The following is a 25173-nucleotide window of genomic DNA, read 5'->3' on the forward strand; positions in this document are numbered from 1 at the left end:
CGAAGGATGACCGAGGCACCCGCCCAGCCGCCTTTGCATATGCGGCGCAATGCCTTCGATCCGGCACCGGACCTGCGCGAGATCCGGGAGAGCGACGGGGTACGCAAGGTCATCAGTGCGCTCGGCAATCCCGTTTACCTGATCACCCGCCACGAGGACGTCAAGGCGGTGTTGGGCGATCACGAACGGTTCTCCAACAGCAGACCACCCGGTTTCACCCTGCCCGGGGCACCCGAGATGTCCGAGAAGGAGATCGCCAGCGCCCGGGCCGGCAACCTGTTGGGGCTCGACCCGCCCGAACACCAGCGGCTGCGCCGCATGCTCACCGCGGAGTTCACCATCCGCCGGATGAAACGTCTGGAACCGCGGATCGTCGAGATCGTCGAGACCCGGCTCGATGCGATGGCGGCGGCCGGCCCGCCCTCGGATCTGGTGGCCGACTTTGCGCTTCCCATCCCGTCGCTGGTGATCTGCGAACTGCTCGGGGTGCCCTACGAGGACCGCGACGACTTTCAGCAACGCTCGGCGCACCAGCTCGACTTGTCCTTGCCCATCCCCGAACGCCTTGCGCTGCAACAGCAGAGCCGTGACTACATGCGTGGCCTCGTCCTGCGAGCCCGCCGGGATCCGGGCGAGGACATCCTCGGCATGCTGGTCCGCGACCACGGCGGCGAGCTGTCCGACGACGAACTCGTCGGCATCGCCGGGCTGCTGCTGCTCGCCGGGCATGAAACCACGTCGAACATGCTGGGCCTGGGCGTCCTGGCCTTGCTGCGCCACCCCGACCAACTGGCAGCGGTACGCGAGGATCCGGATGCCGTCGGCCCCGCCGTCGAGGAATTACTGCGCTGGCTTTCCATCGTGCAGAACGCCATCCCGCGCTTCACCACCACCGACGTCGACGTTGCCGGTGTGCGGATTCCCGCGGGAGAGTTGGTCTTTGCCTCACTTCCTGCGGGCAATCGGGACCCCGACTTCATCGACACCCCCGACGTACTCGATGTCAGCCGCGGCGCGTCCGGCCATCTGGCCTTCGGCCACGGCGTGCACCATTGCCTCGGCGCTCCGCTGGCCCGGATGGAGATGCGGATCGCCTTCCCGGGCCTCCTGCAACGGTTCCCCGCCCTCGCGCTGGCCGAGCCGTTCGAGGATGTCACCTACCGGTCTTTCCACTTCATCTACGGGCTGAAATCGTTGGCGGTAACGTGGTGAGCGCCATGAAAGTAGAAGCCGATCAGGACGCCTGCATTGCCTCAGGCAACTGCGTGATGGTCTCCGACGTCATCTTCGACCAGGACGACGACGGAGTCGTGAAAGTCCTCGTCGACGAAGTGCCCGATGATGAAATCGCGCACGCACGCGAGGCCGTCAAGCTGTGCCCCGCATCAGCGTTGAAGCTCACCGGGGAGTGACTGCGGGCGCCACCGTCTAGAAGGGTGGGGGTGGTCCGTATTGTTCGGCGAGCCAGGCTTGGTAGTCGCGTTCGTAGGCGAGGTCGTTGTTGAGTTCGGCGCGTAGGCGTCGTTCTTCGGCGATGCGGTCTTGGCGGTCTTGTTCGCGGGTTTTGCGGCGCCTGGGCATCTTCGCGGCCCGGTCCGGGTGCGGGGCCTGCGGTTCGGGAAGTGTGAGGCCCCCGGTGGGTTGGGCCAGGGTGGGAAACATGGCAGCACCGTGCGGTTCGGTGATGTAGTTGTGTCCGGTCGGGGACTGGAATTCGATAGTGCCGTCGGGGAATTGACGGTCGGTCCAGCCGGGGCAGAACGTTTTCACCAAATGGTGGGCCCGGCAGAAGAGTTTGGTGTTCGACGGATGCGTCGGGCCCGCGGGCCAGGGTGCGGTGTGGTCGATGTCGCAGCGCTCGACGGGGGCATCACAACCGGGGAACCGGCAGGTCAGGTCCCGCCACCGGATGAACTCCGAGAGCGCCACCGACGGGCGGTACCCCGGCTCGGTGGCATCGCCGGATTCGGTTGGCGTCTCGGCGGGTTCGGCGGGCACGACCACTGGTTTGAGTGTGGCGTTGGCGGCCAGGTTCCGCACCGATTCGGCGGGCAGGATGCCATGGCCGGGCAGATACCCCGGCGCATCAGAGTTGCCGTCAAGGGTGGCCTGCTCGGCCAACACATGAACCACCGCAGCATCGGCCGCGGCCCGCTTCTGGGTGGCTGGGCAGTCCTCACGACCACACCGGCACGGCAACTGGGATTCCAGCCGGGCCAACGGCCCGATGGCATCGGCACGGCGCTGCTCACGGGTACGCGGATCGTGGTCACACACCGTGTCGGCCACCGCGTCCAACCGTTGATGCAGCGCGGCGCCGTCTTCGGCGTGCAGGTTGCCCCACAGCGAGGCCATACCCGGGCTGCTCGGCTCGATCTGCACGAACCGCTCAGCATTCACATCCGGAGGCACCCGCACCCCGTTGGGGTCGAGTTTGGCGATCCACTGATCCACCCGATCCCGTAACTGGCGTTCCGAAAGCCGCATCCATCGAGGTGCCCGCCCGGCCAACTGCGCATCCAACCGGCCCCACATCGCGCTATCCACGGTTTCGGTGCGGGTGATGATGACACACACCATCCGATAATCGATATCCCCGACCGCGAAGCGGGCGGCCACCTGGGGCAGTTTGTCGCGCAGCACTCGGGCGCGGTGGATCTGGGCGCCGGCCCGACCCCGGCTGATCCGCATCGCCGCCGAAATCTCGGCGGCCACCGCTTCGAACGGGTCGGTGGTCCAGAAGATCGACTCGGCCAATTCGCGTTCCCGCAGCGCATCCAACGCCCCGATCGCGGCAAGTCGCCCCGCGATCGCCATCGACTCGGCCCGCGCCCCAGCACCGACCGCGTCGATCAGCGCCACATCGGACCCCGACTCGATGTCGAACATACGTTCGAGTATGCCACGCGGGTCAGACACGCGCAGGCAAAACTACTGCTGACTACCCGGAATGCTCGTGCTCGCCCGGCATCTCGATCACCCCGGCCCGGATCAGGATCAGCAGGCTGACCACCAGGACCCAGATCGGGAATGCCAACACGATCCACATGCTCACATCGCCAGCGACCAACAGGGCCGCCGCGACGACGTATGTGGTGAACACCAGCGGGCGCGGCATCAGCCCTGTCTTCAACCAGATCGTGGCCAACGAGATCATGAACACCGCGGCCATGCGGACCCCGTAGGTCTTGCTGAGCGCCATCAACAACATCTGTCCGAACGCGGCAACATCGGAATGCGCTGCGGGATCGACCATCCCGGCCTTGCTGGCGATCAAGGCGGCACCGACCGCCGAGGACACGAACATCATTGCCAGGAACAGGATCCCACTGCCGAGGAACACCGACGCGAAGAACCGGTCCTCGTAACGACCGAAGCCGTCGCGCACCACACCGATGAACCACAGGAACGCGATGCCCGCGAACGGCATCAGGATCGACGCCACCCGCAGTCGGGTACTTGCCCCGTCGATCCACTGCGAACCCGGCTCGGCGCCTTCGGGCAGCGCGGTGCGGATCAGGATCAGCGCGGCGCCGAACAGCAGCGCGAACAACACTCCCGCGATCGCCGCGGCACGCGGCGTCGACAGACTGTGCAACGGTCGTTGATCCACTGCGTCATGGTGACACGGATCAGGGCTGGCCCGGCAGCAATCTGATCATCAGGCCGTTGGCCTCGGCCAGCAGATTCTCGTCGGGGTCACGCAGTTCGGCGTTCACAAATGCCTTGCGCCCCTCCGCCTCACGCACCCAACCGCGGGCGGTCAGCACCGTGTCGATCGGCGTCACCTTGCGGTAGTCCACATGCAGGAAAGCCGTACGGCTGATCGGTCGGCCCGCCGCATGGATCACCATGCCGAACACCGAGTCGAACAGCAGTGGCAGCACACCGCCGTGCACCGCGTAGTTGCCGCCGACGTGGAATCGGCTGAACTCGACCTTCAATTCGACGCCCTCGGGCTCGAATTTCGACATGGTGAACGGCGGCATCAGCAGGCTGCCCACCCCCGGCAGGGATGGCACCCGGTTGGCCGGCCCGACACCCTCGGCAGCCTCGTACGGGCCGAGCAGTTTGACGAGTTCTTCCACCCGGTCAGCCGCGTCGTCCCAGGTGTCGCTGGCCGGATTGACCGACACGGCCAGGTCCTGTGCCCGACGCATCGCGGTCAGGAAACGCGCGAAACCCGGTCCGGGATCGGCCGGTTCGAAAACCGGGAATCCACCGTGCTGCTCAAAAACCGATGGGCGCTCGTCGGTCACTTGGCAGCCAGAATGTCACGCCGCACGATCGTCTGATCACGACCCGGACCGACGCCGATGCACGAAACATGTGCGCCGGCAAGCTCTTCCAGGCGCAGCACGTAATCCTGGGCCTTCGCCGGCAGATCGGAGAACTCACGGGCGGTAGAGATGTCCTCCCACCAACCGGGCAGCTCCTCATAGATCGGCTCGGCGCGGTGGATGTCCGACTGCGTCATGGGCATCTCGTTGGTGCGCTTGCCGTCGACCTTGTAGCCGACGCACACCGGAACGGTCTCCAGGCTGGACAGCACGTCGAGCTTGGTCAGGAAGTAGTCGGTGATGCCGTTGACCCGGGTGGCGTACCGCGCGATCACGGCGTCGAACCAGCCGCAGCGCCGGGCCCGGCCGGTGGTCACTCCGACCTCGCCGCCGGTCTTGGCCAGATAGGCGCCGTGCTCGTCGAACAGCTCGGTCGGGAACGGACCCGATCCGACGCGCGTGGTGTACGCCTTGAGGATCCCCAGAACCGTCGTGATCCGCGTCGGCCCGATCCCGGAACCGACCGCGGCGCCGCCGGCGGTCGGATTGGACGACGTGACGAACGGGTAGGTGCCGTGGTCGACGTCGAGCAGGGTGCCCTGCGAGCCCTCCAGCAGCACGGTCTCGCCGTTCTCCAGCGCCTGGTTGAGCAGCAGCCGGGCGTCGGCGATGCGGTGTTTGAAGCCCTCGGCCTGGGTGAGCAGGTTGGCCACCACCTCATCCACTTCCAGCGCCTTGCGGTTGTAGATCTTGACCAGCACCTGGTTCTTGAACTCCAGCGCCGCCTCGATCTTGTTGGCCAACTGCTCCTCGTCGAGCACGTCGGCGACCCGGATGCCGATGCGGGCGATCTTGTCCTGATAGCAGGGCCCGATGCCGCGGCCGGTGGTGCCGATCTTCCTGCTGCCCATGTAGCGCTCGGTCACCTTGTCGATGGCGACGTGATACGGCATCAGCAGATGCGCGTCGGCGGAGATCAGCAGGCCCGACGTGTCGACGCCGCGATCTTCCAGACCCTGGAGCTCGGTGAGCAGCACACCCGGATCGACCACCACACCGTTACCGATGACGTTGGTGACCCCTGGCGTGAGAATGCCCGAGGGGATGAGGTGCAGTGCGAAGTTCTCCCCGGTCGGCAGCACGACGGTATGCCCCGCGTTGTTGCCCCCCTGGTAGCGAACTACCCACTGCACACGACCACCCAGTAGATCGGTGGCCTTACCTTTGCCCTCGTCGCCCCATTGGGCGCCGATGAGGACGATTGCCGGCATGGCGTAATCTCCCGCCTAATCTTCCGCATTAATGTGATGCAGCCGGTAGGCCACCTTATCCCAGCTCACGCCAGGAACCACATTTTGTCCGACCACAAGGAACAGTGTTGACCACCTCAGACGAGGTTGCGGTGGTCGGCGGAGCGCGTGTCGCGCGTCCGCTCCGCGACCTCCCGAGAGTCGATGTCGATGGGCTCGGGGCACACCGCAGGGTGGTCGTGACCGGCGGCGACGCCGAGCTTTCCGCCGTGCTCACCGCGTTGCTGCGCGCCGATCGGCTCGATGTCGAGGTCGCCCCCGCGACCGGCAGATGGTCGGCCCGGCGCGCCTTGAGCGCCCCGGCCCGGCGTGTCCCGCTGATCCGCGACGAAACGGGAACCGTGCTGGTCGGCGCGGCGCAATGGCATGGAGCCGACGGTGCGCCGCTGCAGGGCGAGGCCATCGTCGACGACTGCGTGCTCTTCGACGGCGAGGCCCCCGGTGTCCGCGTCGAGCCGACGCCGAACATGCCAGGGCTGCGCGCGAGCGTGCTCTCGGCCCGCGGCCGGGCACGGCACTGGGTCGTCGGCCGCGCGGCGCAGCTGGGCACCCCGGGTGCCCACGTGATCCGGGACGGGGTTCCCGCGCCGCGGACGGTGCGGCGTTCGACGTTCTACCGGCACACCGAAGGCTGGCTACGCGTCGGCTGAACTGGGCCGGCCCCGGTAGCGTCGAACCGTGAACATCCGCCCGCTGCATCAGTCGGTACGGCCCAGCCCGGTCTTTCTGGCCGTCGTCGCGGTCACGGTGGCCGGCGGGGTGCTGGCCTGGCTCGCCGCCGACAACGTGAAGCCGTTGTCCTACGTCGGGGTGTTCATCCTGGTGATCGCCGGCTGGTTGGTGTCGCTGTGCCTGCACGAGTTCGGCCACGCCTACACCGCGTGGCGATTCGGTGACCATGATGTCGCGGCGCGCGGCTATCTGACGCTGAACCCGCTCAAGTACTCCCATCCCCTGCTGTCACTCGGTTTACCGGTGCTGTTCATCGCGCTCGGCGGCATCGGCCTGCCCGGCGGGGCCGTCTACGTCCGCACCTCGTGGATGACCGCGCGCCAGAAGACGCTGGTCAGCCTGGCCGGCCCGGCGGCCAACCTGGTCCTGGGGGTGCTGCTGCTGGGCATCACCCGGGTCTTCTTCGACCCGGCCCACGGGGTGTTCTGGTCGGGGCTGGCTTTCCTGGGGTTCCTTCAGGTCACCGCCGTAGTGCTGAATCTGCTGCCGATTCCCGGGCTGGACGGGTACGGCGCACTGGAACCGCATCTGAGCCCCGCCACCCAGCGGGCGGTGGAGCCGGCCAAGCAGTGGGGCTTCTTCATCCTGTTGATCCTGTTGATCACGCCCACGCTCAACCAGTGGTTCTTCTCGGTGGTTTTCTGGTTCGTCGATCTCTCCGGCGTGCCGAGCGACTGGGTGTGGAGCGGAATGTCTCTGACCCGGTTCTGGGCGGCCTGGCTCTGACGCGTCGGCGTCGTTGACCACACCCACCACCCGCGCACCCGTCGTCACGCTGGCGTGACGCTCGACGACGACAGCCACTCTGGCGTGACAAAGGCGGGCCAGAGGAGCGGCCACTTGCCACATATGCGCACTTCCGCATATATTGCCGGCATGGGCGCAGGCCACGATCACAGTCACCGCAGCGATACCCGCGTCAGCAGGATGCTCATCGCCGCGGCGATCCTGACCGCGTTCTTCGTCCTTGAACTGGTCACCGCGCTGACGATCAACTCGATCGCACTGCTCGCCGACGCCGGCCACATGCTCACCGACCTGGTCGCCATGTTCATGGGCCTGACCGCGGTGTTGCTGGCCAAACGCGGCAGCACCTCCCCGGCCCGCACCTACGGCTGGCACCGGGCCGAGGTCTTCACCGCGGTCGCCAACGCCGCCCTGCTGCTGGGCGTGGCGGGCTTCATCCTGTACGAGGCCATCGAACGACTCGGCAACGCTCCCGATGTGCCCGGCGTGCCGATGATCGTGGTGGCGCTGGCCGGCCTGGCCGCCAACGGCGTCGTGGTGTTACTGCTGCGGTCGCACTCCAAGGACAGCCTGGCCGTCAAGGGCGCCTACATGGAGGTCATGGCCGACACCGTCGGCAGCATCGGCGTGCTGATCGCCGGCATCGTCACCGTCACCACGGGTTGGCCCTACGCCGATGTGGTGGTCGCGGTCCTGGTCGCCCTGTGGGTCCTCCCACGGGCCATCGCCCTGGCCCGGGCAGCCCTGCGGATCCTGAGCGAATCCTCCCCGCAACACATCGACGTCGAGGAGTTGCGGACCGCGCTCGGGGCGGTCGAAGGCGTGACGGGTGTGCACGATCTGCACGTGTGGACGCTGGTCCCCGGGAAAGACATGGTCACCGCGCACCTGACCAGTAGTTCCGACACCGCCCGCGTGCTCGACGATGCCCGCGCGGTGCTCAACGCCCGGGGCCTGGCTCACGCCACCGTGCAGGTAGAGCCACCCGATTCAGCTGAAGACTGCTCCTGCGACGCGAAAGACTAGGCCAGGCCGAGTTCGGCCTGGGCCGACGGATCGCAGTCGTCGAGCAGGTCGAGGCACCGCTGGAACTCATCGGTCTCACCGATGTCGTCGGCGGCGCGGGCCAGCGCGGCCACACACCGCAGGAAGCCCTGGTTCGGCTCATGGGCGAACGGCACCGGACCGAAACCCTTCCAGCCGTTACGCCGCAACTGGTCCAACCCGCGGTGATAACCGGTGCGGGCGTACGCATATGCGGTGACGGCCTTGTCGTCGGCGAGCGCCTTCTCGGCCAGCACCGCCCACGCGATCGACGCCGACGGGTGGGCAGCGGCCACCACGGCCGGCTTCTCACCCGCAGCCAATTCGTCCTCGGCCTCAGGGTCCCCGGGAAGGAGGACCGGCTCCGGTCCCAACAAATCACCCATCCGTGTCATGGGCCTATTGTGCACCGACCTATAAGCTCCACCGGTACCGACGTACAGGAGGACCGCAACAGGTATGTCGAACCCAATAGGACCTGACGAAGACCGCCCCGACCACAACGATGCACCGACCGAGAAAGTCGAGTTGCCTTCAACGGCCGAGCTGTCCGAGCCGGCCACCGAGATCATCGGCTCAGCCGATGAAGTCACCGAGGCGGTGGCGCTCAGCGAAGAACGACGCTTCACCGCACCGTCCGGGTTCGACGGGTCCACCCAGAAGATCGACACCCCGCCCGACCCGGAGACCGAGATATTCGCACCGCCCGCCGAGGGCGACACCGTCACCGGGGAAGTGTCGAAAGGCGCTGCCCCCCAGGTCATTGCACCGCGCGAGGAGTCGACCCAGGTACCGGTGCCGGCCCGACGCAGCTGGGGATGGGTGGTGGCGGTCGTACTGGTGATCGCGGCCCTGGCGGCCATCGCGGTTCTCGGTACCGTCCTGCTCACCCGCGAATCGTCATCGTCGTCCTCCAGGGAAGACGACGTGCGCACCACGATCCAGAGCTTCGACGCAGCCATCCAGCGTGGCGACCTGGCCGCCCTGCGATCGATGACCTGCGGCACCACCCGCGACAACTACGTCAAGTACGACCAGCGGGCCTGGGACGAAACCCACGCCCGGGTGGAGAGCGCCAAGCAATACCCCGTGGTGTCCAGCATCGACCAGGTGATCGTCAGCGGCGACCACGCCGAGGCCAACGTGACCAGCTTCATGGCGTTTGCCCCGCAAACCCGGTCCACCCGTAGCTTCGACCTTCAGTTCCGCGACAATCAGTGGAAGATCTGCCAGGCACCTACCGGCTAACCACCTAACCGGCGGTGACGCTGCGCCCGGCGCTGTGCAGATCGTTGCAGGCCTCGATCACGCGCTCACTCATCGACGCCTCGGCCTTCTTCAGGTAGCTACGCGGGTCGTAGACCTTCTTGTTGCCGACCTCGCCGTCGATCTTGAGTACGCCGTCGTAGTTGGTGAACATGTGTGCGGCGAGCGGGCGGGTGAAGGCGTACTGGGTGTCGGTGTCGACGTTCATCTTCACCACGCCGTACCTGAGGGAGTCCTCGATCTCGGACTTCAGCGAACCCGATCCGCCGTGGAAGACGAAATCGAAAGGCTTTGCGTCGTCAGGCAATCCGAGCTTCGCGGCCGCCACCCGCTGCCCTTCGGCCAGCACCTCGGGCTTGAGCACCACATTGCCGGGCTTGTAGACGCCGTGCACGTTTCCGAACGTGGCCGCCAGCAGGTACGCACCCTGTTCACCGGCACCCAGCGCGTCGATCGTCTTCTCGAAGTCCTCCGATGAGGTGTAGAGCTTGTCGTTGATCTCGGCCTCGACCCCGTCCTCTTCACCGCCGACCACACCGATCTCGACCTCGAGGACGATCTTGGCCGCCACCGCGAGCTTCAACAGTTCCTGGGCGATGGTCAGGTTCTCGTCGATGGGAACGGCCGAGCCGTCCCACATGTGCGATTGGAACAGCGGATTTCGGCCGGCGGCGACCCGCTCGGCCGAGATGGCCAGCAACGGCCGCACATAGGTGTCCAGCTTGTCCTTCGGACAGTGGTCGGTGTGCAGGGCCACGGTGATCGGGTACCGGTCGGCGATCACGTGGGCGAATTCGGCGAGAGCGACGGCGCCGGTCACCATGTCCTTGACCCCGAGCCCCGATGCGAACTCGGCCCCGCCGGTCGAGAACTGGATGATGCCGTCGCTGCCCGCGTCGGCGAAACCCTTGATGGCCGCGTTGACGGTTTCCGACGACGTGCAGTTGATGGCCGGGAATGCGAAGGAATGCTCCTTGGCCCGGCCGAGCATCTCGGCATAGACCTCGGGCGTGGCGATCGGCATGGCGTGTCCTTCCGTCTGAGGCGGGGTTATCGCAGGTGAAGACCGGTCATACGGCCCAGGTACCCTTGGGAGTCGTGATCGACATCGCCCTCCCCGAGGCTACGACCAATCTGGCCCTCATGCCGGATTTCATGGATCCGCTGCACCTCATCGGTTCCTTCGGCACCTGGGCCCTGGTGGGCATCCTGGTCGTCGTGTTCGTCGAGTCCGGCGTACTGTTCCCCGTTCTGCCCGGCGACTCGCTGCTGTTCGTCGCGGGCATGCTGGCCGCAGGCACCGCCGCCCAGGGGACGGCAGTGGGCGCCAACTTCGAACTCTGGCAGTTGCTGGTGTTCATCCCGATCGCGGCGGTTCTCGGCGGTCAGGTCGGCTACCTCATCGGCCGGTTCATCGGCGTCGAGATGTTCAAACCAGACGCCCGGGTGTTGAAGCAGAAGTACCTCGACGAGGCCCACACGTTCTTCGAGCAGCGCGGCCCGTTCGCCATCGTCATCGCCCGGTTCGTGCCGATCGTGCGCACGCTGGCACCGATCGTCGCCGGCGCCGCGAAGATGCGTTATTCGGTGTTCACGACGTTCAACGTGCTGGGCGCGATCGTGTGGGGCGTCGGCCTGGTACTGCTCGGCTACTGGTTGGGTCAGTTCGAGGTCATCCAGAAGCTGCTCGAGCCGATCTTCGTCCTGATCGTCGTGGCCTCGGTCGCACCGATGTTCATCGAGTGGTTCAAGCGCCGCCGCGCCGCCAAGAAGTCCGCCGCCGAGCAGGTCTAACTGCCCGCGAGCACGTCGAACAGGACCTGCAGACCCGCGAGGGTGTGGGCGGGCAGGAAGTGGTCGCAGTACGGCAGCGCCGCGGCCATCGAGCCGGCCAACGGGCGATAGCCGGGGGCGGCCGCCCGCGGATTGAGCCAGACCACCAGGTGCGCCCGACGCCGCAGCCGACTCATCGCCTGCCGCAGCACCTCGGGAGGATCGGCGTCCCACCCGTCCGAGGCGATCACCACGACCGCTCCGCGTAGGGCACTGCCGTGCGGTGGGGCCAGCAGGTCCGCGATCGAGCGGCCCAGATGGGTACCGCCGTACCGGTCGTGCACCGTCTCGTTGGCACGGGCCAGGGCGATCTCCGCAGAGCGGTGTGACAACACCGGCGTCAGCCGGGTCAGCGTCGTCGCGAATGCGAACACCTCGGGCCGCATGCCCCGCCGACGCATCGCCGCGGCCCGCATCAGGTGCAGATACACCGCCGCATACGGCTGCATCGAGCCGCTGACGTCGGAGACGAACACCACCCGTCGCGGCCGGAGCCGGCGGCGGGTTCTGGCCACCCGCAACGGTTCCCAGCCCGTGGCCCGGGACGCCCGGATGGTTTCCCTCAGGTCGACGCGGTGGCCGTGCGGATGCCGCCGCCGGCGCAGCGACCGGCGGTGCGGCCAGCCGGCTTCGATCGATTCCAGCCAAGCACCGAGCTGCCGCAGTTCGTCGGGGTCGAACCGATCGAAGGGTTCGTCGCCGCGGACGGCGAGCCCGCTGGGGGCCAGGTCGGGTATCGCGCTACCGGAGGGCGGATGGGCCGCGGCGGTGACGGTGGCCGGCCGCGTCGACCACGGCAGACCGTCGCCCTCCTCGATCGGTCCGGGCTCGCCGGTGTTCGCGGACCGGGCCGGCGTGATCGACGATCGCTGCTGTTTGAGGCTGGGCGGGTCCAGCCCGAGCACGGCATCACCGAACACCGCATCGAACACGGCGTCGAAGGCGGGCAGATCCTCGACCCGGCACATCAGGGTCAGCCGGGCCGCCCAGTACAGCTCGGACCGTTTCGCCGGGACGAGCACGTGCATCGCCTGCACCAGGGCAGCGGGCCCGACGGCGGGCACCGCGACCCCGGCCGAACGCAACCGGTCCACCAGTGCCACGGCGAAGGCCGCATGATCGACCCCGCGCAGCAGCAGCGGTGCCGTCATGGGCGGCGGCGGGCCGCGTTTCTGGCCATTCGCAACCGGCCGATGGTGAACAGCAGCGCCGCCAGCAGGAAGGCCCCGGCCACGCGAGGACCGTACTTCTTCAGCGCAGTGCCACCGGCAAGGTCGAGCAGGTCGATGGGTGCGGGTTCGGCCGCGGGGGCGGCGGTGGTCGATGCCGGCCGGTCGGCGGGTCGCTCGGCGGACTGCTCGGCAGGTTCGTCGGCGGATCCGTCGGCGGCGAGTTTGGCCTCCAACGATTCGACGAACTGACCCAGCAGCTTCTCGGACACCTGCTGCAGCATGCCGCTGCCGAACTGCGCGAGCTTGCCCACGATCTTCAGGTCGGTGTCGACGGTCACCCGGGTCGTCTGCCCCGCGTCGTGCAGTGTGGCGGTGACGGTGGCGGCGGCGTTGCCGGTTCCGCGGGTCTCCCGGCCCTTGGCGTCGATCACGGCCCGGTATCCGTCGCGGTCCTGCTCGACGAAGCGCACCTTGCCGTTGAACTCACTGGTCACCGGCCCGACCTTGATCTTGACCTTGCCCAGTACGTCCTCGCCGTCCTGGCCGGTCAACGCCGCGCCGGGCATCAGCGGCACCACCTGCTCGAGATCGGTGAGCAGGTTCCACGCGTCATCGATCGGCACGCTGACCGCGAACTCGTTGGCGATCTTCATAGGGGACTTCCTCTCAGTTCCATCATGGCGTCACGCAGCAGTCCGGCGTCGTCGGGGGTTTTGGCCAGCGCGCCGAGCGTGCCGGCCGCGGCAGGCGCGACGAGGTCACCGACCCCCAGCGCGACCAGCGCGGCCACCCAGTCGATGGCCTCGGCGATACCCGGCGGCTTGTCGAGGTCGAGATCCCGTACTGCACCTACGAATTGGGCAGCCTGCTCGATCAGCGCATCGGAGGCCCCCGGCACGGTGCGGCGCACGATCGCCACGGCCTGGGCACGCTGCGGGTATTCGATCCAGTGGTAGAGACACCGCCTGCGCAACGCATCGTGAAGGTCACGGCTGCGGTTCGAGGTCAGGACCACGATCGGTGGCCGCTGCGCGACGAAGGTTCCCAATTCGGGCACCGTGACCGCGGATTCACCGAGAAACTCCAGCAGCAATGCCTCGAATTCGTCGTCGGCGCGGTCGATCTCATCGACGAGAAGCACCGGCGGGGTGGGCCCGCGGTGACGGACGCACTGCAGGATCGGCCGGTCGACGAGATACGCCTCGGTATAGAGGTCGGCCTCCTCGATAGCGCCGGCCCCGCGCGCCTCCGACAACCGGATCGCCAGCAGCTGCCGTTGATAGTTCCAGTCGTAGAGGGCCTCGGCGGCGGTCAGACCCTCGTAGCACTGCAGCCGGACTAGTGGTGTATCAAGCACTGCGGCAAGGGTTTTGGCGGCGGTGGTCTTACCGACGCCGGGTTCCCCCTCCAGCAGCAGCGGGCGCCCCAGGGTGACCGCGAGATAGATCGCCGTTGCGGTGCCCTCGTCGAGCAGATAGTCGTTGGCGTCGAAGCGCCGCACCACATCACCGACGTCGCCGAATACCGGATCAGTGGTCATGCGACCCGCAGTGAGGCTCGCTCGACGTGGTCGACTGCGGCGCCGGACCGGAGGTACGTACCGCCAATCCGCCGACCCGGATCCCCTGGATCACCTCGGCCACCACCGACACCGCGATCTCGGCAGGCGTCCGCGCTCCGATCGCCAACCCGACCGGGGTGTGCACCCGGGCGGACTCGGCCTCCGACAATGCCAGCGCGGACAGAATGGAGGCACCCCGGACCCGGCTGGCCACCAAGCCGATGTAGCCCACGCCCGCGTCGAGCGCAGCCCTGATCACGTCCGCCTCGGGCCCGCCGAGGCTCGCGATCACCACCGCGGTGGCATCGGCGAAGTCGGCGGATTCGGCCGTCTCCGCGCGCTGCACGTCATAGCCGAGCATGGCGCACAACTCGACCATGGCCTGTGCGACCGGGGTCCCACCGACGATGCGCACCAACGGGGCCGGCACCTCGGGCGCCAGGAAGATCTCCAGGGCGCCCCCGGACAGACACGGATTGACCACCACGCACGCTCCCGGCGCCTCCGGGAAATGGACATCGCCGTCGGGCAGCACCCGCAGCAGCACACTCTCGCCGACCTGAAGGGCCCCGAGGGCGGCCTTGCGTACCGAGTTCTGCGCGCAGTGGCCGCCGACGAATCCCTCGATGGTGCCGTCCGCCAACAGGATCGCCTCGTCTCCCGGGTGCGCGGAGGTGGGCTGCTGCGCCCGCACCACGGTCGCGTGGACGAACGGGGTGCGGTCCCGTCGCAGTTGCGCTACGCGTTCGGTGAGTGACATCGGGCCTCCATCTAGATCGGGGGCGTGGCGTTGCCCCGCATGGCTTCCCACACCCGAGACGGGGTCAGCGGCATGTCGGCGTGCCGCACCCCGAACGGTGCCAACGCATCGATCACGGCGTTGACCACGGCGGGCGGCGATCCGACCGTGGCCGATTCGCCGATCCCCTTGGCGCCGATCGGATGATGCGGCGAGGGCGTCACGGTGTGGCCCGTCTCGAAGTGCGGTACCTCCATCGCGGTGGGAATCAGATAGTCCATCAACGAGCCGCCCAGGCAGTTGCCGTCCTCGTCGAAGGCGATCATCTCCATCAGTGCCATGCCGATTCCGTCGACCAGGCCACCGTGCACCTGCCCTTCGATGATCATCGGATTGATCCGCGTACCACAGTCGTCGACCGCGAGGAATCGGCGCACCTTCACCACCGCGGTACCGGGGTCGACGTCGACGACGCAGAAGTAGGCACCGTAGGGATAGGTGAGATTCTCCGGGTTGTAACAGATCTGGGCGTCCAGGCCGCCTTCGATACCGTCCGGGAGGTCGCCGGCCCCGTGGGCGCGCATCGCGATATCGGCGATCGTGACCGATGCGGTGGGGTCACCCTTGACGTGGAACGAGCCCTTCTCCCATTCCAGGTCGGCCACCGAGGCCTCCAGCATGCCCGACGCGATGATCCTGGCCTTGTCCCGGACCTTGCGCGCCACGAGCGCGGCTGCCGCACCTGATACCGGCGTGGACCGGCTGCCATAGGTGCCCAGACCGAACGGGGTCTGGTCGGTGTCGCCGTGCACCACGTCGATGTCCTCGGGCGGGATGCCGAGCTCCTCGGCGACGATCTGCGCGAACGTCGTCTCGTGGCCCTGTCCCTGGGTCTGAACGCTCAGGCGCACCACTGCTTTTCCGGTGGGGTGCACCCGCAGTTCGCAGCCGTCGGCCATCCCGAGCCCGAGGATGTCCATGTCCTTGCGCGGGCCCGCACCCACCGCCTCGGTGAAGAACGAGATGCCGATGCCCATGAGCTCGCCGCGGGCCCGCTTCTCCTTCTGCTCGGCGCGCAGCCCCTCGTAGTCGATCATCTCCATCGCCAGGCGCATGGTCGTCTCGTAGTCACCGGAGTCATACACCCACCCGGTCTTGCTCCGGTAGGGAAACTGCTCTGGTTTCAACAGGTTTCGCAACCGCAGCTGGGCAGGATCCACTTCGAGCTCGAAGGCCAGGCAGTCCACCAGCCGCTCGACGAGGTAGACGGCCTCGGTGATGCGGAACGAGCAGGCATAGGCCACCCCGCCGGGTGCCTTGTTGGTGTAGACCGCGGTCATGTGACAGTAGGCGGCCTCGATGTCGTAGCTGCCGGTGAACACCCCGAAGAAACCGGCGGGATATTTCACCGGGGCCGCGGTGCCGTTGAACGCACCGTGGTCGGCCAGCACGTTGGTGCGGATGGCCAGGATCTTGCCGTCGGAGGTCGCGGCGATCTCGCCGACCATGATGTAGTCGCGGGCGAAGCCGGTGCTGGTGAGGTTCTCGCTACGGTCCTCCATCCACTTCACCGGCTTGCCGAGCAGCAGCGAGCCGACGATGGCGCACACATAGCCGGGATAGATCGGCACCTTGTTACCGAAGCCGCCACCGATATCGGGCGAGATCACCCGGATCTTGTGTTCGGGCAGTCCGGCCACCAGCGCGTACAGGGTGCGGTGCGCGTGCGGAGCCTGGGAGGTGGACCACAGCGTCAGCTTGCCGGACACCGGGTCCAGATCGGCTACCGCCCCACAGGTTTCCATCGGCGCGGGATGCACCCGTGGATAGACCATCTCCTGTTTGACCACCACGTCGGCCTTGGCGAACACCGCCTCGGTGGCCGCGGCGTCCCCGGTCTCCCAGTCGAAGCAGTGGTTGTCGGATTTGCCTTCCAGATCGGTACGGATCACCGGCGCATCCGCGTCCAGTGCGTGCCGGACGTCGATCACCGGATCCAACGGTTCGTAGTCGACGTCGATGAGTTCCAGCGCATCTCGCGCCGAGTACCGGTCCTCGGCGACGACGAAGGCCACCTCCTGACCCTGGAACCGCACCTTGTCGGTGGCCAGTACCGCCTGCACGTCGTTGGACAGCGTCGGCATCCAGGCCAGGCCCTTTTCCGCGAGGTCGGCACCGGTCACCACCGCCTTGACCTTCGGGTGCGCCTGGGCCGCAGTCACATCGATGCCGACGATCTTGGCGTGCGCGTAGGGGGACCGCAGGATCGCCAGGTGCAGCATGCCGGGCAGAGTGATGTCGTCGACGTAGGTGCCCCGGCCCCGGATGAACCTCGGATCCTCCTTGCGCAGCATCCGGCCGTGACCGCAGGGCTTGGCATCGTTGGATGCGGTGTCCTCGGGCCGGTTGACCGGGTTCTCCAGCGTGGTCATGCTGTGATCTCCTCATCCGCAGTCGACTCGCCGGCGTGCCGGGCGGCCCACTGCACCGATCGCACGATGGTGGTGTAGCCGGTGCAGCGGCATATCTGACCCGAAATCGCTTCGCGGATCTCGTCTTCGGTGGGGTCGGGGTTGCGGTCGAGCAGGGCGCGGGCGGTGATCATCATGCCCGGGGTGCAGAACCCGCACTGCAGGCCGTGGCACTGCATGAAGCCCTCCTGCACGGGGTCGAGCCGTCCGTCCACCTCCATGCCCTCGACGGTCCGGACCGCATGCCCGGCGGCCATCGCGGCCAGCATCGTGCAGGATTTCACCGGTTCACCGTCCACCGCGACGACACAGGTTCCGCAGTTCGACGTATCGCAACCCCAGTGCGTCCCGGTCAGGCCGAGCTGGTCACGCAGGAAGTGCACCAGCAGCATGCGCGGTTCGACCTCGGCGCTCACCGCTTCACCGTTGACGGTCATGTTGACCTGCATAACTCAATTCCCTTCCAGGACAGGGGTATTGCGAACCCGGTCGACCGAGGTGCGCAAGGTGCGGATGGTCAGCTCGGATGCCAGGTGCCGCTTGTAGTCGGCACTGCCGCGCATATCGCTGACCGGCTCACAGGCCTGCGCGGCCGCCGCACCGGCCGCGGCGAAGGTCTCCTCGACCGCCGGCCGGCCCACCAGGGACTCCGACACCGACCGCAGCGCATCGGGATCGGCATTCACCGCGGTCAGGCCCAACCGGGCGGCCTTGATCTCCTCCCCGTCCAGGGTTACCTGGGCCCCGGCCGCCGCGACCGCCCAGTCCCCCACCCGACGTTCGACCTTGGCATAGGCGCTGGCGGTGTTGTGCCGCACCGGGATGCGTACCTCGATCAGCATCTCGTTGTGCGCGATCGCGGTTTCATACGGGCCGACCAGGAAGTCGTCGATGGGGATCTCGCGCTCCCCGGCCGGTCCGCGGACCAGGCAGACCGCGCTCAGCACCGTGCACACCGTGGTCAGATCCTCGGCCGGGTCGGCCTGGCACAACGAACCGCCCACCGTGCCGCGGTTGCGAACCACCGGGTCGGCGATGGCCCGCTCGGCGTCCCGGAAGATCGGGCACACCGCAGCCAGCGGATCCGACTCAAGCGCCTGGCAGTGGCGGACCATCGCCCCGAGCCGCACCTGGGTGGGGTCGGTGACGATGTAGCCGAGCTCGGCGGCGAGGTCGTTGATGTCGACGAGGTACTCGGGGTTGGCGATGCGCAGCTTCATCATCGGCAGCAGGCTGTGGCCGCCTGCGACGATCCTGGCGTCCTCCCCCAATCTGTCCAGCAGGCCGACCGCCTGGTCGACACTGGTTGCGCGTTCGTACTCGAATGGGCCCGGAACTTGCATGTGAGTCACCTCACACGTAACCGACGCGCACGTCAATAGCCAGTTAAGCGATCGCTTAACTGGCTGGTAGCGACTCGCGTTCGCCCTGCTCGTGGTGGATGCGGCCACCGCCCTCGGCCAACGGTCGGCCCCCACCGCCCCAGCGGCGGGCGATGATCTCCGCGGCGATCGACACAGCGGTCTCCTCGGGGGTGCGGCCGCCGAGGTCGAGTCCGATCGGACTGGACAACCGGGCCAACTCCGCTTCGGTCATCCCGACCTCGCGCAACCGCGCCAATCGGTCCTCGTGGGTGCGCCGCGAGCCCATCGCACCGATGTAGGCGACGTCGGGTATCCGCAGCGCCACCTCCAGCAGTGGCACGTCGAACTTGGGGTCATGGGTCAGCACGCAGATCACCGTGCGGGCATCGATCGCCCCCGCCCCGACCTGAGCCGCCAGGTAGCGGTGCGGCCAGTCCACCACCACCTCGTCGGCGGTGGGGAATCGCGCCGAGGTGGCGAACACCGGGCGGGCATCGCACACCGTGACCCGGTAGCCCAGGAACGCGCCCTGGCGGGCCACCGCCGCCGCGAAGTCGATGGCACCGAACACCAGCATCCGGGGCCGCGGCGCGTGGCCGGCGACGAACACCTGCATGCCCTCGCCGCGGCGCTGCCCGTCGGGGCCGTAGACCAGCACCTCACTTCGGCCGGCCGCCAGCAGACCCCGCGCGTCGTCGGTGATCGCGGCGTCGGCGCGTGCCGACCCCAGCTCCCCGTCCACCCGGTCGTTGTGCACCACCAACCGCCGACCGACCCACGACGCGTCAGGATGGGCGATCACCGTGGCGACGGCAACCGGACGATGCGCCTCGATGTCATCGGCGATGGCTTCGAGTTGACGAAACGTGCTCTGAGACACCGGCTCCACGAACACGTCGAGGATCCCACCGCAGGTGAGACCGACCTCGAAGGCGTCGTCGTCGCTGACACCGTAGCGCTGCAGGATCGGGGTGCCGGTGGCGATCACCTCGGTGGCCAGATCGTAGACGGCGCCCTCGACGCACCCACCCGAGACCGACCCGGTGACCGTGCCGTCGGGGCCGACGACCATCGACGCACCGGCCGGGCGCGGGGCCGACCGGAAGGTCCGCACCACCGTCCCGACGCCGGCGGTACCACCTGCCCGCCAAACCGCTAACAAGGTGCTCAGCACATCCCTCACGGAAACCAATCTAGGCTTCAGTCGTGACACCTGCGCAACTACGGGCGTTTTCGGCAGTCGTCCGACTGGGCTCGGTTCGGGCCGCCGCCGAAGAACTGGGCGTCTCCGATGCCGGGGTCTCGATGCACGTCGCCCAACTACGCAAGGAACTCGACGACCCGCTGTTCACCAGGACCGCATCCGGCCTGGCATTCACCCCGGGCGGCCTGCGGTTGGCCAGTCGCGCCGTCGAGATCCTCGGACTTCAGCAGCAGACCGCCATCGAGGTCACCGAGGCCGCCCACGGCAGGAGGCTGCTGCGTATCGCGGCGTCCAGCGCATTCGCCGAGCATGCCGCGCCGGGGCTCATCGAACTGTTTTCCTCACGCGCAGACGATCTTTCGGTCGAGCTCAGTGTGCACCCGGCTAGCCGGTTCGGCTATCTGATCGCCTCCCGGGCCGTCGACATCGCGCTCGGTCCGCCCCCGCAAGGCAACGGTCATGATCTCGCTGTTCGCCCGTTCCTGAAGTATCAGGTCATCACGGTCACCACACCCGACAATCCGCTCGCCGGCCGCGCCCCCACCCCGGCCCTGCTGCGTGAACAGCCGTGGATGCTGGGCCCGTCCGGCGGCAGCGCGGACGGCGAGATCGCCACCATGCTGCGGCAGCTGGCGATACCCGAAGCGCGGCAACGCATCTTCCAGAGCGATGCGGCCGCCCTCGAGGAGGCTCAGCGCGTCGGCGGGGTCATGCCGACGATCGGATTCGCCGTTGCGAAGGATCTCAGCAGCGGACGCCTGGTGCACATCAAGGGATCCGGTCTGCAGATCGCCGGGGAATGGTTCGCCTCAACGCTGCCCCCGGCCGCCCGTCAACCGGCGGTGTCCGAACTGGTGCGGTTCATCACCACCCCGCGGTGCACGCAGGCGATGATCCGCGGCAGCGGCGTCGGAGTCACCCGGTTTCGCCCGAAAGTGCATGTGACCCTGTGGAGTTGAGCTAGACCAAGGCCAACGCAGCCGCGAGTTCGCGTAGCGCGGGCCGGGGATCTGCGGTCATATCGTCACCGAGCACCTGCAGCACCACGTGGTCGGCACCGGCGTCCAGATGGGCCGTCACTGCTTTGGCGGTGCTTTCCACCGACCCCATCCCCACCACCGCACGGGCCAGCCGGTCGGATCCACCGCGTACCAGATCGGACTCGTCAAACCCTTGACGCAGCCACGAGTTCCGGTAGTTCGGCAGCCCGCTGTAGACATCCAGGTGGGCATGGGCGCGGCGGAGCTGATCCTCGTCGGTAGAGCCGATGGCCACCGCCTGTTCGGAGACGATCCACTTGTCCGCACCGAGGATCTCGCGGGTGGCCCGGGTCTGCTCGGGGGTCACCAGGTAGGGGTGCGCGCCGTCGGCATGCGTACCCGACAGTTCGATCATCTTGGGACCCAATGCCGCCAGCAGTCGCGGCGGACGGCCGACACCCGGTTCGATCTGCTCGGGCACCGCGGCCATCCGGTCCAGATAGTCGCGCATCGTGGCCAGCGGCTTCTGGTACACACCACCCAGACCGCGTTCTACCAGCGGGCCGTGGCTGACTCCGAGACCGAGCACGAACCGGCCCGGATACAGCGCGGTGAGGGTGCGGGCCCCGGTCTCGGCCGCACTCGGCACCCGGACGTGGATATTGGCGATGCCGGTGCCGACCACCAGGCGTCGGGTCGCGGCCAGGAACGCGGCCGACTGCGTCAGGCACTCCTTCCCGACCACCTCGGGCAGGAACAGCGAACCGAACCCCAACGCCTCGATCTCGGCAGCGACCTCCTGCGCGGCTGGCATCGACCAGGTCTCGCTGGCCCACCACACGCCGATGCGGCTGGGGAAATCGATCCTGGCTCGAGTCACTGACCACTCCTCACATCCGCTCGCCTGACCGACCGCGTATCGGCAAGCACCTCTCTGGCAGTGACCAAGGTAGCCCGCGCCGGGCACATATCCGGCCTTGGGCTGAGAGCACCCCGCAGGACGCAAGGTCGACGGCGCAACAGAAGAGAACTTTGCTTTGTCAGCTGCCGACCGCGTACAGCAGCCGCTCGTGGTCGTCGAGCACGCCGATAGCAGCGCGGGCCGCACCGCGGTGATCCCCGCGCTCGACCGCAACCAGCAACACCTCGTGGAACTCGGGATGCAGTCCGCCGATTTCCGCTATGCAGTTGAGCTGAAGGATCGAGTCGCGCATGGAGTTCTCGAAGCTCTTGTACAGCATCAGTAACAGCCCGTTGTGCGCCGCCCGTGCCACCCCGACGTGAAAGGCGATGTCATGGTGGATAAACGCCGCCATATTCGAATCGGCGATGGCGGCACGACGAGCGACGAGCGATGCGCGTAACGCGGCGACGTCCGCCCGGGTGCGATGGCGGGCGGCTTGCTGGGCGGCCAACACGTCGAGTGCCCGGCGAACCACCAGTACCTCGCCGTCGTCAGCGGCGTCCACCGCCTGCTGCAGCGCCACTGCGGCCTCGTCGTCGGCCACCACGTACGTGCCGTCACCCTGCCGGGATTCCAACAGGCCCACCTGCACCAGTGCCCGTACCGCTTCGCGGACCGACGGGCGACTCACGCCCAGTGCCTCAACAAGTTTCGCCTCGGTGGGGACCTTGGTCCCCACCGGCCAATTGCCGTTGTGAATCTGGTCGCGCAATCTGGCGACAACAACGTCGACTATGGAGGTCCGTGCGACCCGTTCCATCAACCACTCACCTACTTCGTACCGCTACTGTGCGCGCACCATGTTGTCTGACAAATTGCCCGACTGCGCTCCAGATCCCGATGAGCGGGACTACTCGCCAAGCGTGTGCGCGGCTTCCATCAACATCCAGCCCGAAACCTGCACCGACAGGTCACGCTCGGGGATCGCCGACGGTTTCACCGCACCGTCGACGAACTGAGCTTGTTGGCCTTCGGCCACGGGAATCTGAGCTTCGCGGTCCCAGAACGCCGGGAACAGCGGCAGCCCATCGACGGTTTGACGGTTGTCCCAGGCCGCCTGCGCGGAGGTGAGCACGATCTTGCGCGCGGTGTCGCGCGCGGCACGATCCTCGGCCGTATCCCCCGGCAAGGTGTTCGCCACCAGCGCCAGGTACCGGGCCGTGATGCCGTTGAACAGCCCGCCGTCGCCGCCGCCTGCGCCGTTGATGACGCCGTCGGGGGCCATTTCCCGGTCCACCGCGGCCACCAGGCGACGCACCCGTTCGGCGTGCCGGGCGTCCTCGGTACGCACGGCGAGTTCGACCTCCAGTCCCAGCACCACGCCCTGGCAATAGGTGTACTGCGCCCGCACCATCGACCCGGCCTTGATCCCGTCGAACACCAGGTCGGTCTCGGGGTCGATCAGGGTGTCGTCGATCCAGTCGGCCATCTGCTGGGCCCGGCGCAACCGGTCGCCTTGAGGGGTCACGTAGCGGGCCAGGAAGATCCCGGCCGGACCGTTGGCCGGGGCATTGAAGAACTGGTCCTGTTTGCGCCAGGGGATGCCGCCGCCGTCCTCAGGCACCCAGGCGTCGACGAACTGGTTGCACAGTTTCTTGAGCGCGCCGGCCTTCTCCACCCCGACCAAGCGTCCGGCCCGCTCCAGAGCCAGCGCCAGCCAGGCCATGTCGTCGTAGTAGTTGTTGGTCCAGGACAGGTTGTTGCGGATGTGGTGCCCGCGGATCTGCCGTTCGATACGGGTTCTCCGCTCGGGCTGCGGATCACGCACCTGTGCGTCGACCAGCGTGTCCAGCAGATGCGCCTGCCACCAGTAGTGCCAGGTGCCGAACTGGCTGTACTTCTTGGACGACGGCCAGGCCGTCACACCGAGTTGAGTGCCCGGCAGACGCCAGAGCTTCGACAGGTGTCGCTTGGTGATCGCCGCTTCGGCGCTGGCCGCACGGTTGGCCCATAGCTGATCCATGCTTACGATCCTGCCTTACCAGGCGGCCGAAATGTCGGCATGTCGGGTGATCCAGGCGTGCATGACGATCCCGGCGGCGACTCCGGCGTTGATGCTGCGGGTCGAGCCGAACTGTGCGATGGAGACGGTGACGGCCGCCCCATTCTGCGCCTCCGGCGTGATACCCGGGCCTTCCTGGCCGAAGATCAGCAGGCAGTCGCGGGGCAGTTCGGTCTGTTCCAGTCGTACCGCGCCGGGCACGTTGTCCACTGCGACGACGGTCAGCCCGGCATCGGCGGCGAAGGACAGCAGTTCGGCGGTCGTGTCGTGGTGACACAACCGCTGATAGCGGTCGGTCACCATGGCGCCCCGCCGGTTCCAGCGGCGTTTGCCCACGATGTGCACGGTGTCCACGGCGAAGGCGTTGGCGGTGCGCACCACCGCACCGATATTGGCGTCGTTGCCGAAGTTCTCGATCGCGATGTGCAGCCGATGCCGACGCCGGTCGATGTCGGCGATGATGGCCTCCCGGGTCCAATACCGGTAGGCGTCAACGACATTGCGGGTATCTCCGTCATGCAGGAGTGCGGGATCGTAGCGCGGATCGTCCGGGAGCGGTCCCTCCCACGGACCCACTCCCGGGGATTCTCCCCACTCGGTCGGGCCGACAGCGTCAGCCACGGGTGGTCCACAGGGCAGCATGCGTGCCGATCACCGACACCGACGCGTACAGCAGCGCTGCGTTCATCTCACCCTGCGTACACAGCGAGGCCCGCACATTGACCGCCTCACGCGAGGCCTCCGGCAGGATCAGCACCGACGAGCCGTACACCGAACAGAGATGGCTGAGCCCCGGCGGCGGCAGCGTGGGGCCGGCGACCACCATCAGCGGACCGCCGCGGGCCGCCGCATCTTCTCCGTAACGCTTTGCTGCACCGTTGATTTCGAGACCGAGCAGCATGTAGCCCTTGCCACTGAAGGCCGTGGGGTCCCCCATCGCGGCCGGTGAAAGTTGACCGCCGTCGGCGCTGAAGCCGTCGACGCTGGTGGACTTCACGGTGACCCCGGTGTCGTTGATGTTGGTGGGCAGCAAACCCACCGGGAAGGCCGCCGGATAGGCGACCGTGGTTCCGGCAATGCGCTCGCGTGGCGAGTACAGATACACTCCGCGCACCTGGCTCTGATCCCGGAACGGTCCCAGACAGACCGTGCCGCTGAGCTTGTCAGGTGAGGGCGCGGACAGCGGCCGGATCCCCAAGTTGGTGATGTCATCGCAGCCGTGGAGCGCGTCGGCCTCGACCGGATGCGCCAGCGCGCCGTACAGGCCGAACCGGATGTCCTCGGGCTTGGCGCGGGTATCACCCGCGGCCGAGCCCTCGACGTCGACCAGCACATGTTCGGAGTCGAACCGCAGATCCGACACCTTCAGGCGCCAACCGAGGATGTCGAGCGACTCGCCGAGCGTGGCGGTCGAGGCCTCATACGTACGTTTCGGCTCATCGGACGTGCAGCCCGCGGTGACGACGAGAAGTATCGCCATCACCGCCGCGATCAGCGCCCGCAC

The 25173-nt window shown here is 67.5% G+C and carries 27 protein-coding genes; 8 read left to right on the plus strand and 19 right to left on the minus strand.

Features of this window, described 5'->3' with window-relative positions; genetic code table 11:
- Positions 1 to 6: 6 nt before the first annotated feature.
- Positions 7 to 1212: a cytochrome P450 gene (locus tag G6N44_RS14775; protein WP_163665163.1), complete on the plus strand. Its 1206-nt coding sequence runs from the start codon at positions 7 to 9 to the stop codon at positions 1210 to 1212.
- Between the two features lie 5 nt (positions 1213 to 1217).
- Positions 1218 to 1412 (plus strand): ferredoxin, encoded by a 195-nt coding sequence (locus tag G6N44_RS14780; RefSeq protein WP_163665165.1) that lies wholly within the window; start codon positions 1218 to 1220, stop codon positions 1410 to 1412.
- Between the two features lie 16 nt (positions 1413 to 1428).
- Here G6N44_RS14780 and G6N44_RS14785 read toward each other — a convergent pair whose 3' ends face one another.
- From G6N44_RS14785 to G6N44_RS14800, 4 genes are read right to left on the minus strand one after another with little or no spacing between them, the layout of a single operon-like run.
- Positions 1429 to 2889: an HNH endonuclease signature motif containing protein gene (locus tag G6N44_RS14785; protein WP_163665167.1), complete on the minus strand. Its 1461-nt coding sequence runs from the start codon at positions 2887 to 2889 to the stop codon at positions 1429 to 1431.
- 52 nt (positions 2890 to 2941) lie between these two features.
- On the minus strand, positions 2942 to 3613 hold the full coding sequence (locus G6N44_RS14790; RefSeq protein WP_235682737.1) for a hypothetical protein: 672 nt from the start codon (positions 3611 to 3613) through the stop codon (positions 2942 to 2944).
- Between the two features lie 19 nt (positions 3614 to 3632).
- Complete coding sequence (locus G6N44_RS14795) at positions 3633 to 4259, minus strand: PaaI family thioesterase (RefSeq protein WP_163665169.1); 627 nt, start codon at positions 4257 to 4259, stop codon at positions 3633 to 3635.
- Positions 4256 to 5551 carry an adenylosuccinate synthase gene (locus tag G6N44_RS14800; protein ID WP_163665171.1) on the minus strand — a complete coding sequence of 432 codons (1296 nt, stop codon included), beginning with the start codon at positions 5549 to 5551 and terminating at the stop codon, positions 4256 to 4258. The genes G6N44_RS14795 and G6N44_RS14800 overlap by 4 nt, the downstream gene beginning before the upstream one ends.
- 107 nt (positions 5552 to 5658) lie before the next feature.
- Between G6N44_RS14800 and G6N44_RS14805 the strand changes: the two genes are divergently transcribed.
- From G6N44_RS14805 to G6N44_RS14815, 3 genes are all read left to right on the plus strand, one after another.
- Positions 5659 to 6240: a hypothetical protein gene (locus G6N44_RS14805; RefSeq protein WP_163665173.1), complete on the plus strand. Its 582-nt coding sequence runs from the start codon at positions 5659 to 5661 to the stop codon at positions 6238 to 6240.
- A 28-nt stretch (positions 6241 to 6268) separates the two neighbouring features.
- Positions 6269 to 7048 (plus strand): site-2 protease family protein, encoded by a 780-nt coding sequence (locus G6N44_RS14810; protein WP_163665175.1) that lies wholly within the window; start codon positions 6269 to 6271, stop codon positions 7046 to 7048.
- 150 nt (positions 7049 to 7198) lie between these two features.
- Positions 7199 to 8095 (plus strand): cation diffusion facilitator family transporter, encoded by an 897-nt coding sequence (locus G6N44_RS14815; RefSeq protein ID WP_163665177.1) that lies wholly within the window; start codon positions 7199 to 7201, stop codon positions 8093 to 8095.
- Here the strand turns inward: G6N44_RS14815 and G6N44_RS14820 are convergent.
- Entirely contained in the window at positions 8092 to 8508 is a 417-nt protein-coding gene (locus G6N44_RS14820; RefSeq protein ID WP_163665179.1) for a DUF3151 domain-containing protein, read from the minus strand. The two genes, G6N44_RS14815 and G6N44_RS14820, sit on opposite strands and share 4 nt — an antisense overlap.
- Positions 8509 to 8572: 64 nt before the next feature.
- On the opposite strand from G6N44_RS14820, the gene G6N44_RS14825 reads away from it, so the two are divergent.
- Positions 8573 to 9361, plus strand: coding sequence for an Rv0361 family membrane protein (locus G6N44_RS14825; RefSeq protein WP_163665181.1), 789 nt, complete (start codon positions 8573 to 8575; stop codon positions 9359 to 9361).
- 4 nt (positions 9362 to 9365) lie between these two features.
- Here G6N44_RS14825 and fbaA read toward each other — a convergent pair whose 3' ends face one another.
- Complete coding sequence (gene fbaA / locus G6N44_RS14830) at positions 9366 to 10403, minus strand: class II fructose-bisphosphate aldolase (protein ID WP_163665183.1); 1038 nt, start codon at positions 10401 to 10403, stop codon at positions 9366 to 9368.
- Positions 10404 to 10477: 74 nt separating this feature from the next.
- On the opposite strand from fbaA, the gene G6N44_RS14835 reads away from it, so the two are divergent.
- A complete protein-coding gene (locus G6N44_RS14835; protein ID WP_163665185.1) occupies positions 10478 to 11173 on the plus strand; it encodes a DedA family protein in 696 nt (231 codons plus the stop codon).
- Here the strand turns inward: G6N44_RS14835 and G6N44_RS14840 are convergent.
- From G6N44_RS14840 to G6N44_RS14875, 8 genes are read right to left on the minus strand one after another with little or no spacing between them, the layout of a single operon-like run.
- Positions 11170 to 12363 (minus strand): vWA domain-containing protein, encoded by a 1194-nt coding sequence (locus tag G6N44_RS14840; protein ID WP_163665186.1) that lies wholly within the window; start codon positions 12361 to 12363, stop codon positions 11170 to 11172. The genes G6N44_RS14835 and G6N44_RS14840 overlap by 4 nt on opposite strands.
- Positions 12360 to 13037: an SRPBCC family protein gene (locus G6N44_RS14845; RefSeq protein ID WP_163665188.1), complete on the minus strand. Its 678-nt coding sequence runs from the start codon at positions 13035 to 13037 to the stop codon at positions 12360 to 12362. Before G6N44_RS14845 ends, G6N44_RS14840 begins: the two co-directional genes overlap by 4 nt.
- Positions 13034 to 13924: an AAA family ATPase gene (locus G6N44_RS14850; RefSeq protein ID WP_163665190.1), complete on the minus strand. Its 891-nt coding sequence runs from the start codon at positions 13922 to 13924 to the stop codon at positions 13034 to 13036. Before G6N44_RS14850 ends, G6N44_RS14845 begins: the two co-directional genes overlap by 4 nt.
- On the minus strand, positions 13914 to 14705 hold the full coding sequence (locus G6N44_RS14855; protein ID WP_163665192.1) for an XdhC family protein: 792 nt from the start codon (positions 14703 to 14705) through the stop codon (positions 13914 to 13916). Before G6N44_RS14855 ends, G6N44_RS14850 begins: the two co-directional genes overlap by 11 nt.
- Positions 14706 to 14716: 11 nt before the next feature.
- On the minus strand, positions 14717 to 17116 hold the full coding sequence (locus G6N44_RS14860) for an aerobic carbon-monoxide dehydrogenase large subunit (RefSeq protein WP_163665194.1): 2400 nt from the start codon (positions 17114 to 17116) through the stop codon (positions 14717 to 14719).
- Complete coding sequence (locus G6N44_RS14865; RefSeq protein WP_163665196.1) at positions 17113 to 17604, minus strand: (2Fe-2S)-binding protein; 492 nt, start codon at positions 17602 to 17604, stop codon at positions 17113 to 17115. The genes G6N44_RS14860 and G6N44_RS14865 overlap by 4 nt, the downstream gene beginning before the upstream one ends.
- 3 nt (positions 17605 to 17607) lie before the next feature.
- Entirely contained in the window at positions 17608 to 18498 is an 891-nt protein-coding gene (locus tag G6N44_RS14870; RefSeq protein WP_163665198.1) for an FAD binding domain-containing protein, read from the minus strand.
- A 55-nt stretch (positions 18499 to 18553) separates the two neighbouring features.
- Positions 18554 to 19702, minus strand: a complete 1149-nt coding sequence (locus G6N44_RS14875; RefSeq protein ID WP_163665200.1) for an XdhC family protein — start codon at positions 19700 to 19702, stop codon at positions 18554 to 18556.
- Between the two features lie 23 nt (positions 19703 to 19725).
- Here G6N44_RS14875 and G6N44_RS14880 point away from each other — a divergent pair, with 23 nt between their 5' ends.
- A complete protein-coding gene (locus G6N44_RS14880; protein ID WP_163665202.1) occupies positions 19726 to 20682 on the plus strand; it encodes a LysR family transcriptional regulator in 957 nt (318 codons plus the stop codon).
- Between the two features lies 1 nt (position 20683).
- Here G6N44_RS14880 and G6N44_RS14885 read toward each other — a convergent pair whose 3' ends face one another.
- The 5 genes from G6N44_RS14885 to G6N44_RS14905 form a co-directional block, all read right to left on the minus strand.
- The gene (locus G6N44_RS14885) at positions 20684 to 21583 is read right to left on the minus strand and encodes an LLM class F420-dependent oxidoreductase (RefSeq protein WP_163665204.1); all 900 of its coding nucleotides are present in this window, start codon (positions 21581 to 21583) and stop codon (positions 20684 to 20686) included.
- A 160-nt stretch (positions 21584 to 21743) separates the two neighbouring features.
- A complete protein-coding gene (locus G6N44_RS14890; protein ID WP_163665206.1) occupies positions 21744 to 22427 on the minus strand; it encodes a FadR/GntR family transcriptional regulator in 684 nt (227 codons plus the stop codon).
- Between the two features lie 90 nt (positions 22428 to 22517).
- Positions 22518 to 23630, minus strand: a complete 1113-nt coding sequence (locus G6N44_RS14895) for a glycoside hydrolase family 76 protein (RefSeq protein WP_163665208.1) — start codon at positions 23628 to 23630, stop codon at positions 22518 to 22520.
- 15 nt (positions 23631 to 23645) lie between these two features.
- Complete coding sequence (locus G6N44_RS14900) at positions 23646 to 24290, minus strand: TrmH family RNA methyltransferase (protein WP_163665210.1); 645 nt, start codon at positions 24288 to 24290, stop codon at positions 23646 to 23648.
- Positions 24283 to 25173, minus strand: a complete 891-nt coding sequence (locus G6N44_RS14905; protein ID WP_163669977.1) for a hypothetical protein — start codon at positions 25171 to 25173, stop codon at positions 24283 to 24285. Before G6N44_RS14905 ends, G6N44_RS14900 begins: the two co-directional genes overlap by 8 nt.

It is taken from the genome of Mycolicibacterium alvei, from assembly GCF_010727325.1.
In the GTDB taxonomy this organism is placed as follows: Bacteria; Actinomycetota; Actinomycetes; order Mycobacteriales; family Mycobacteriaceae; genus Mycobacterium; species Mycobacterium alvei.

Bases quoted from the DNA above. Each gene is read 5' to 3' on its own strand.
- G6N44_RS14775 (WP_163665163.1), top strand. From the start codon at position 7: ATGACCGAGGCACCCGCCCAGCCGCCTTTGCATATGCGGCGCAATGCC.
- G6N44_RS14780 (WP_163665165.1), top strand. From the start codon at position 1,218: ATGAAAGTAGAAGCCGATCAGGACGCCTGCATTGCCTCAGGCAACTGC.
- G6N44_RS14785 (WP_163665167.1), bottom strand. From the start codon at position 2,889: ATGTTCGACATCGAGTCGGGGTCCGATGTGGCGCTGATCGACGCGGTC.
- G6N44_RS14800 (WP_163665171.1), bottom strand. From the start codon at position 5,551: ATGCCGGCAATCGTCCTCATCGGCGCCCAATGGGGCGACGAGGGCAAA.
- G6N44_RS14815 (WP_163665177.1), top strand. From the start codon at position 7,199: ATGGGCGCAGGCCACGATCACAGTCACCGCAGCGATACCCGCGTCAGC.
- G6N44_RS14820 (WP_163665179.1), bottom strand. From the start codon at position 8,508: ATGACACGGATGGGTGATTTGTTGGGACCGGAGCCGGTCCTCCTTCCC.
- G6N44_RS14825 (WP_163665181.1), top strand. From the start codon at position 8,573: ATGTCGAACCCAATAGGACCTGACGAAGACCGCCCCGACCACAACGAT.
- fbaA (WP_163665183.1), bottom strand. From the start codon at position 10,403: ATGCCGATCGCCACGCCCGAGGTCTATGCCGAGATGCTCGGCCGGGCC.
- G6N44_RS14840 (WP_163665186.1), bottom strand. From the start codon at position 12,363: ATGACGGCACCGCTGCTGCTGCGCGGGGTCGATCATGCGGCCTTCGCC.
- G6N44_RS14845 (WP_163665188.1), bottom strand. From the start codon at position 13,037: ATGAAGATCGCCAACGAGTTCGCGGTCAGCGTGCCGATCGATGACGCG.
- G6N44_RS14850 (WP_163665190.1), bottom strand. From the start codon at position 13,924: ATGACCACTGATCCGGTATTCGGCGACGTCGGTGATGTGGTGCGGCGC.
- G6N44_RS14855 (WP_163665192.1), bottom strand. From the start codon at position 14,705: ATGTCACTCACCGAACGCGTAGCGCAACTGCGACGGGACCGCACCCCG.
- G6N44_RS14860 (WP_163665194.1), bottom strand. From the start codon at position 17,116: ATGACCACGCTGGAGAACCCGGTCAACCGGCCCGAGGACACCGCATCC.
- G6N44_RS14865 (WP_163665196.1), bottom strand. From the start codon at position 17,604: ATGCAGGTCAACATGACCGTCAACGGTGAAGCGGTGAGCGCCGAGGTC.
- G6N44_RS14870 (WP_163665198.1), bottom strand. From the start codon at position 18,498: ATGCAAGTTCCGGGCCCATTCGAGTACGAACGCGCAACCAGTGTCGAC.
- G6N44_RS14890 (WP_163665206.1), bottom strand. From the start codon at position 22,427: ATGGAACGGGTCGCACGGACCTCCATAGTCGACGTTGTTGTCGCCAGA.
- G6N44_RS14895 (WP_163665208.1), bottom strand. From the start codon at position 23,630: ATGGATCAGCTATGGGCCAACCGTGCGGCCAGCGCCGAAGCGGCGATC.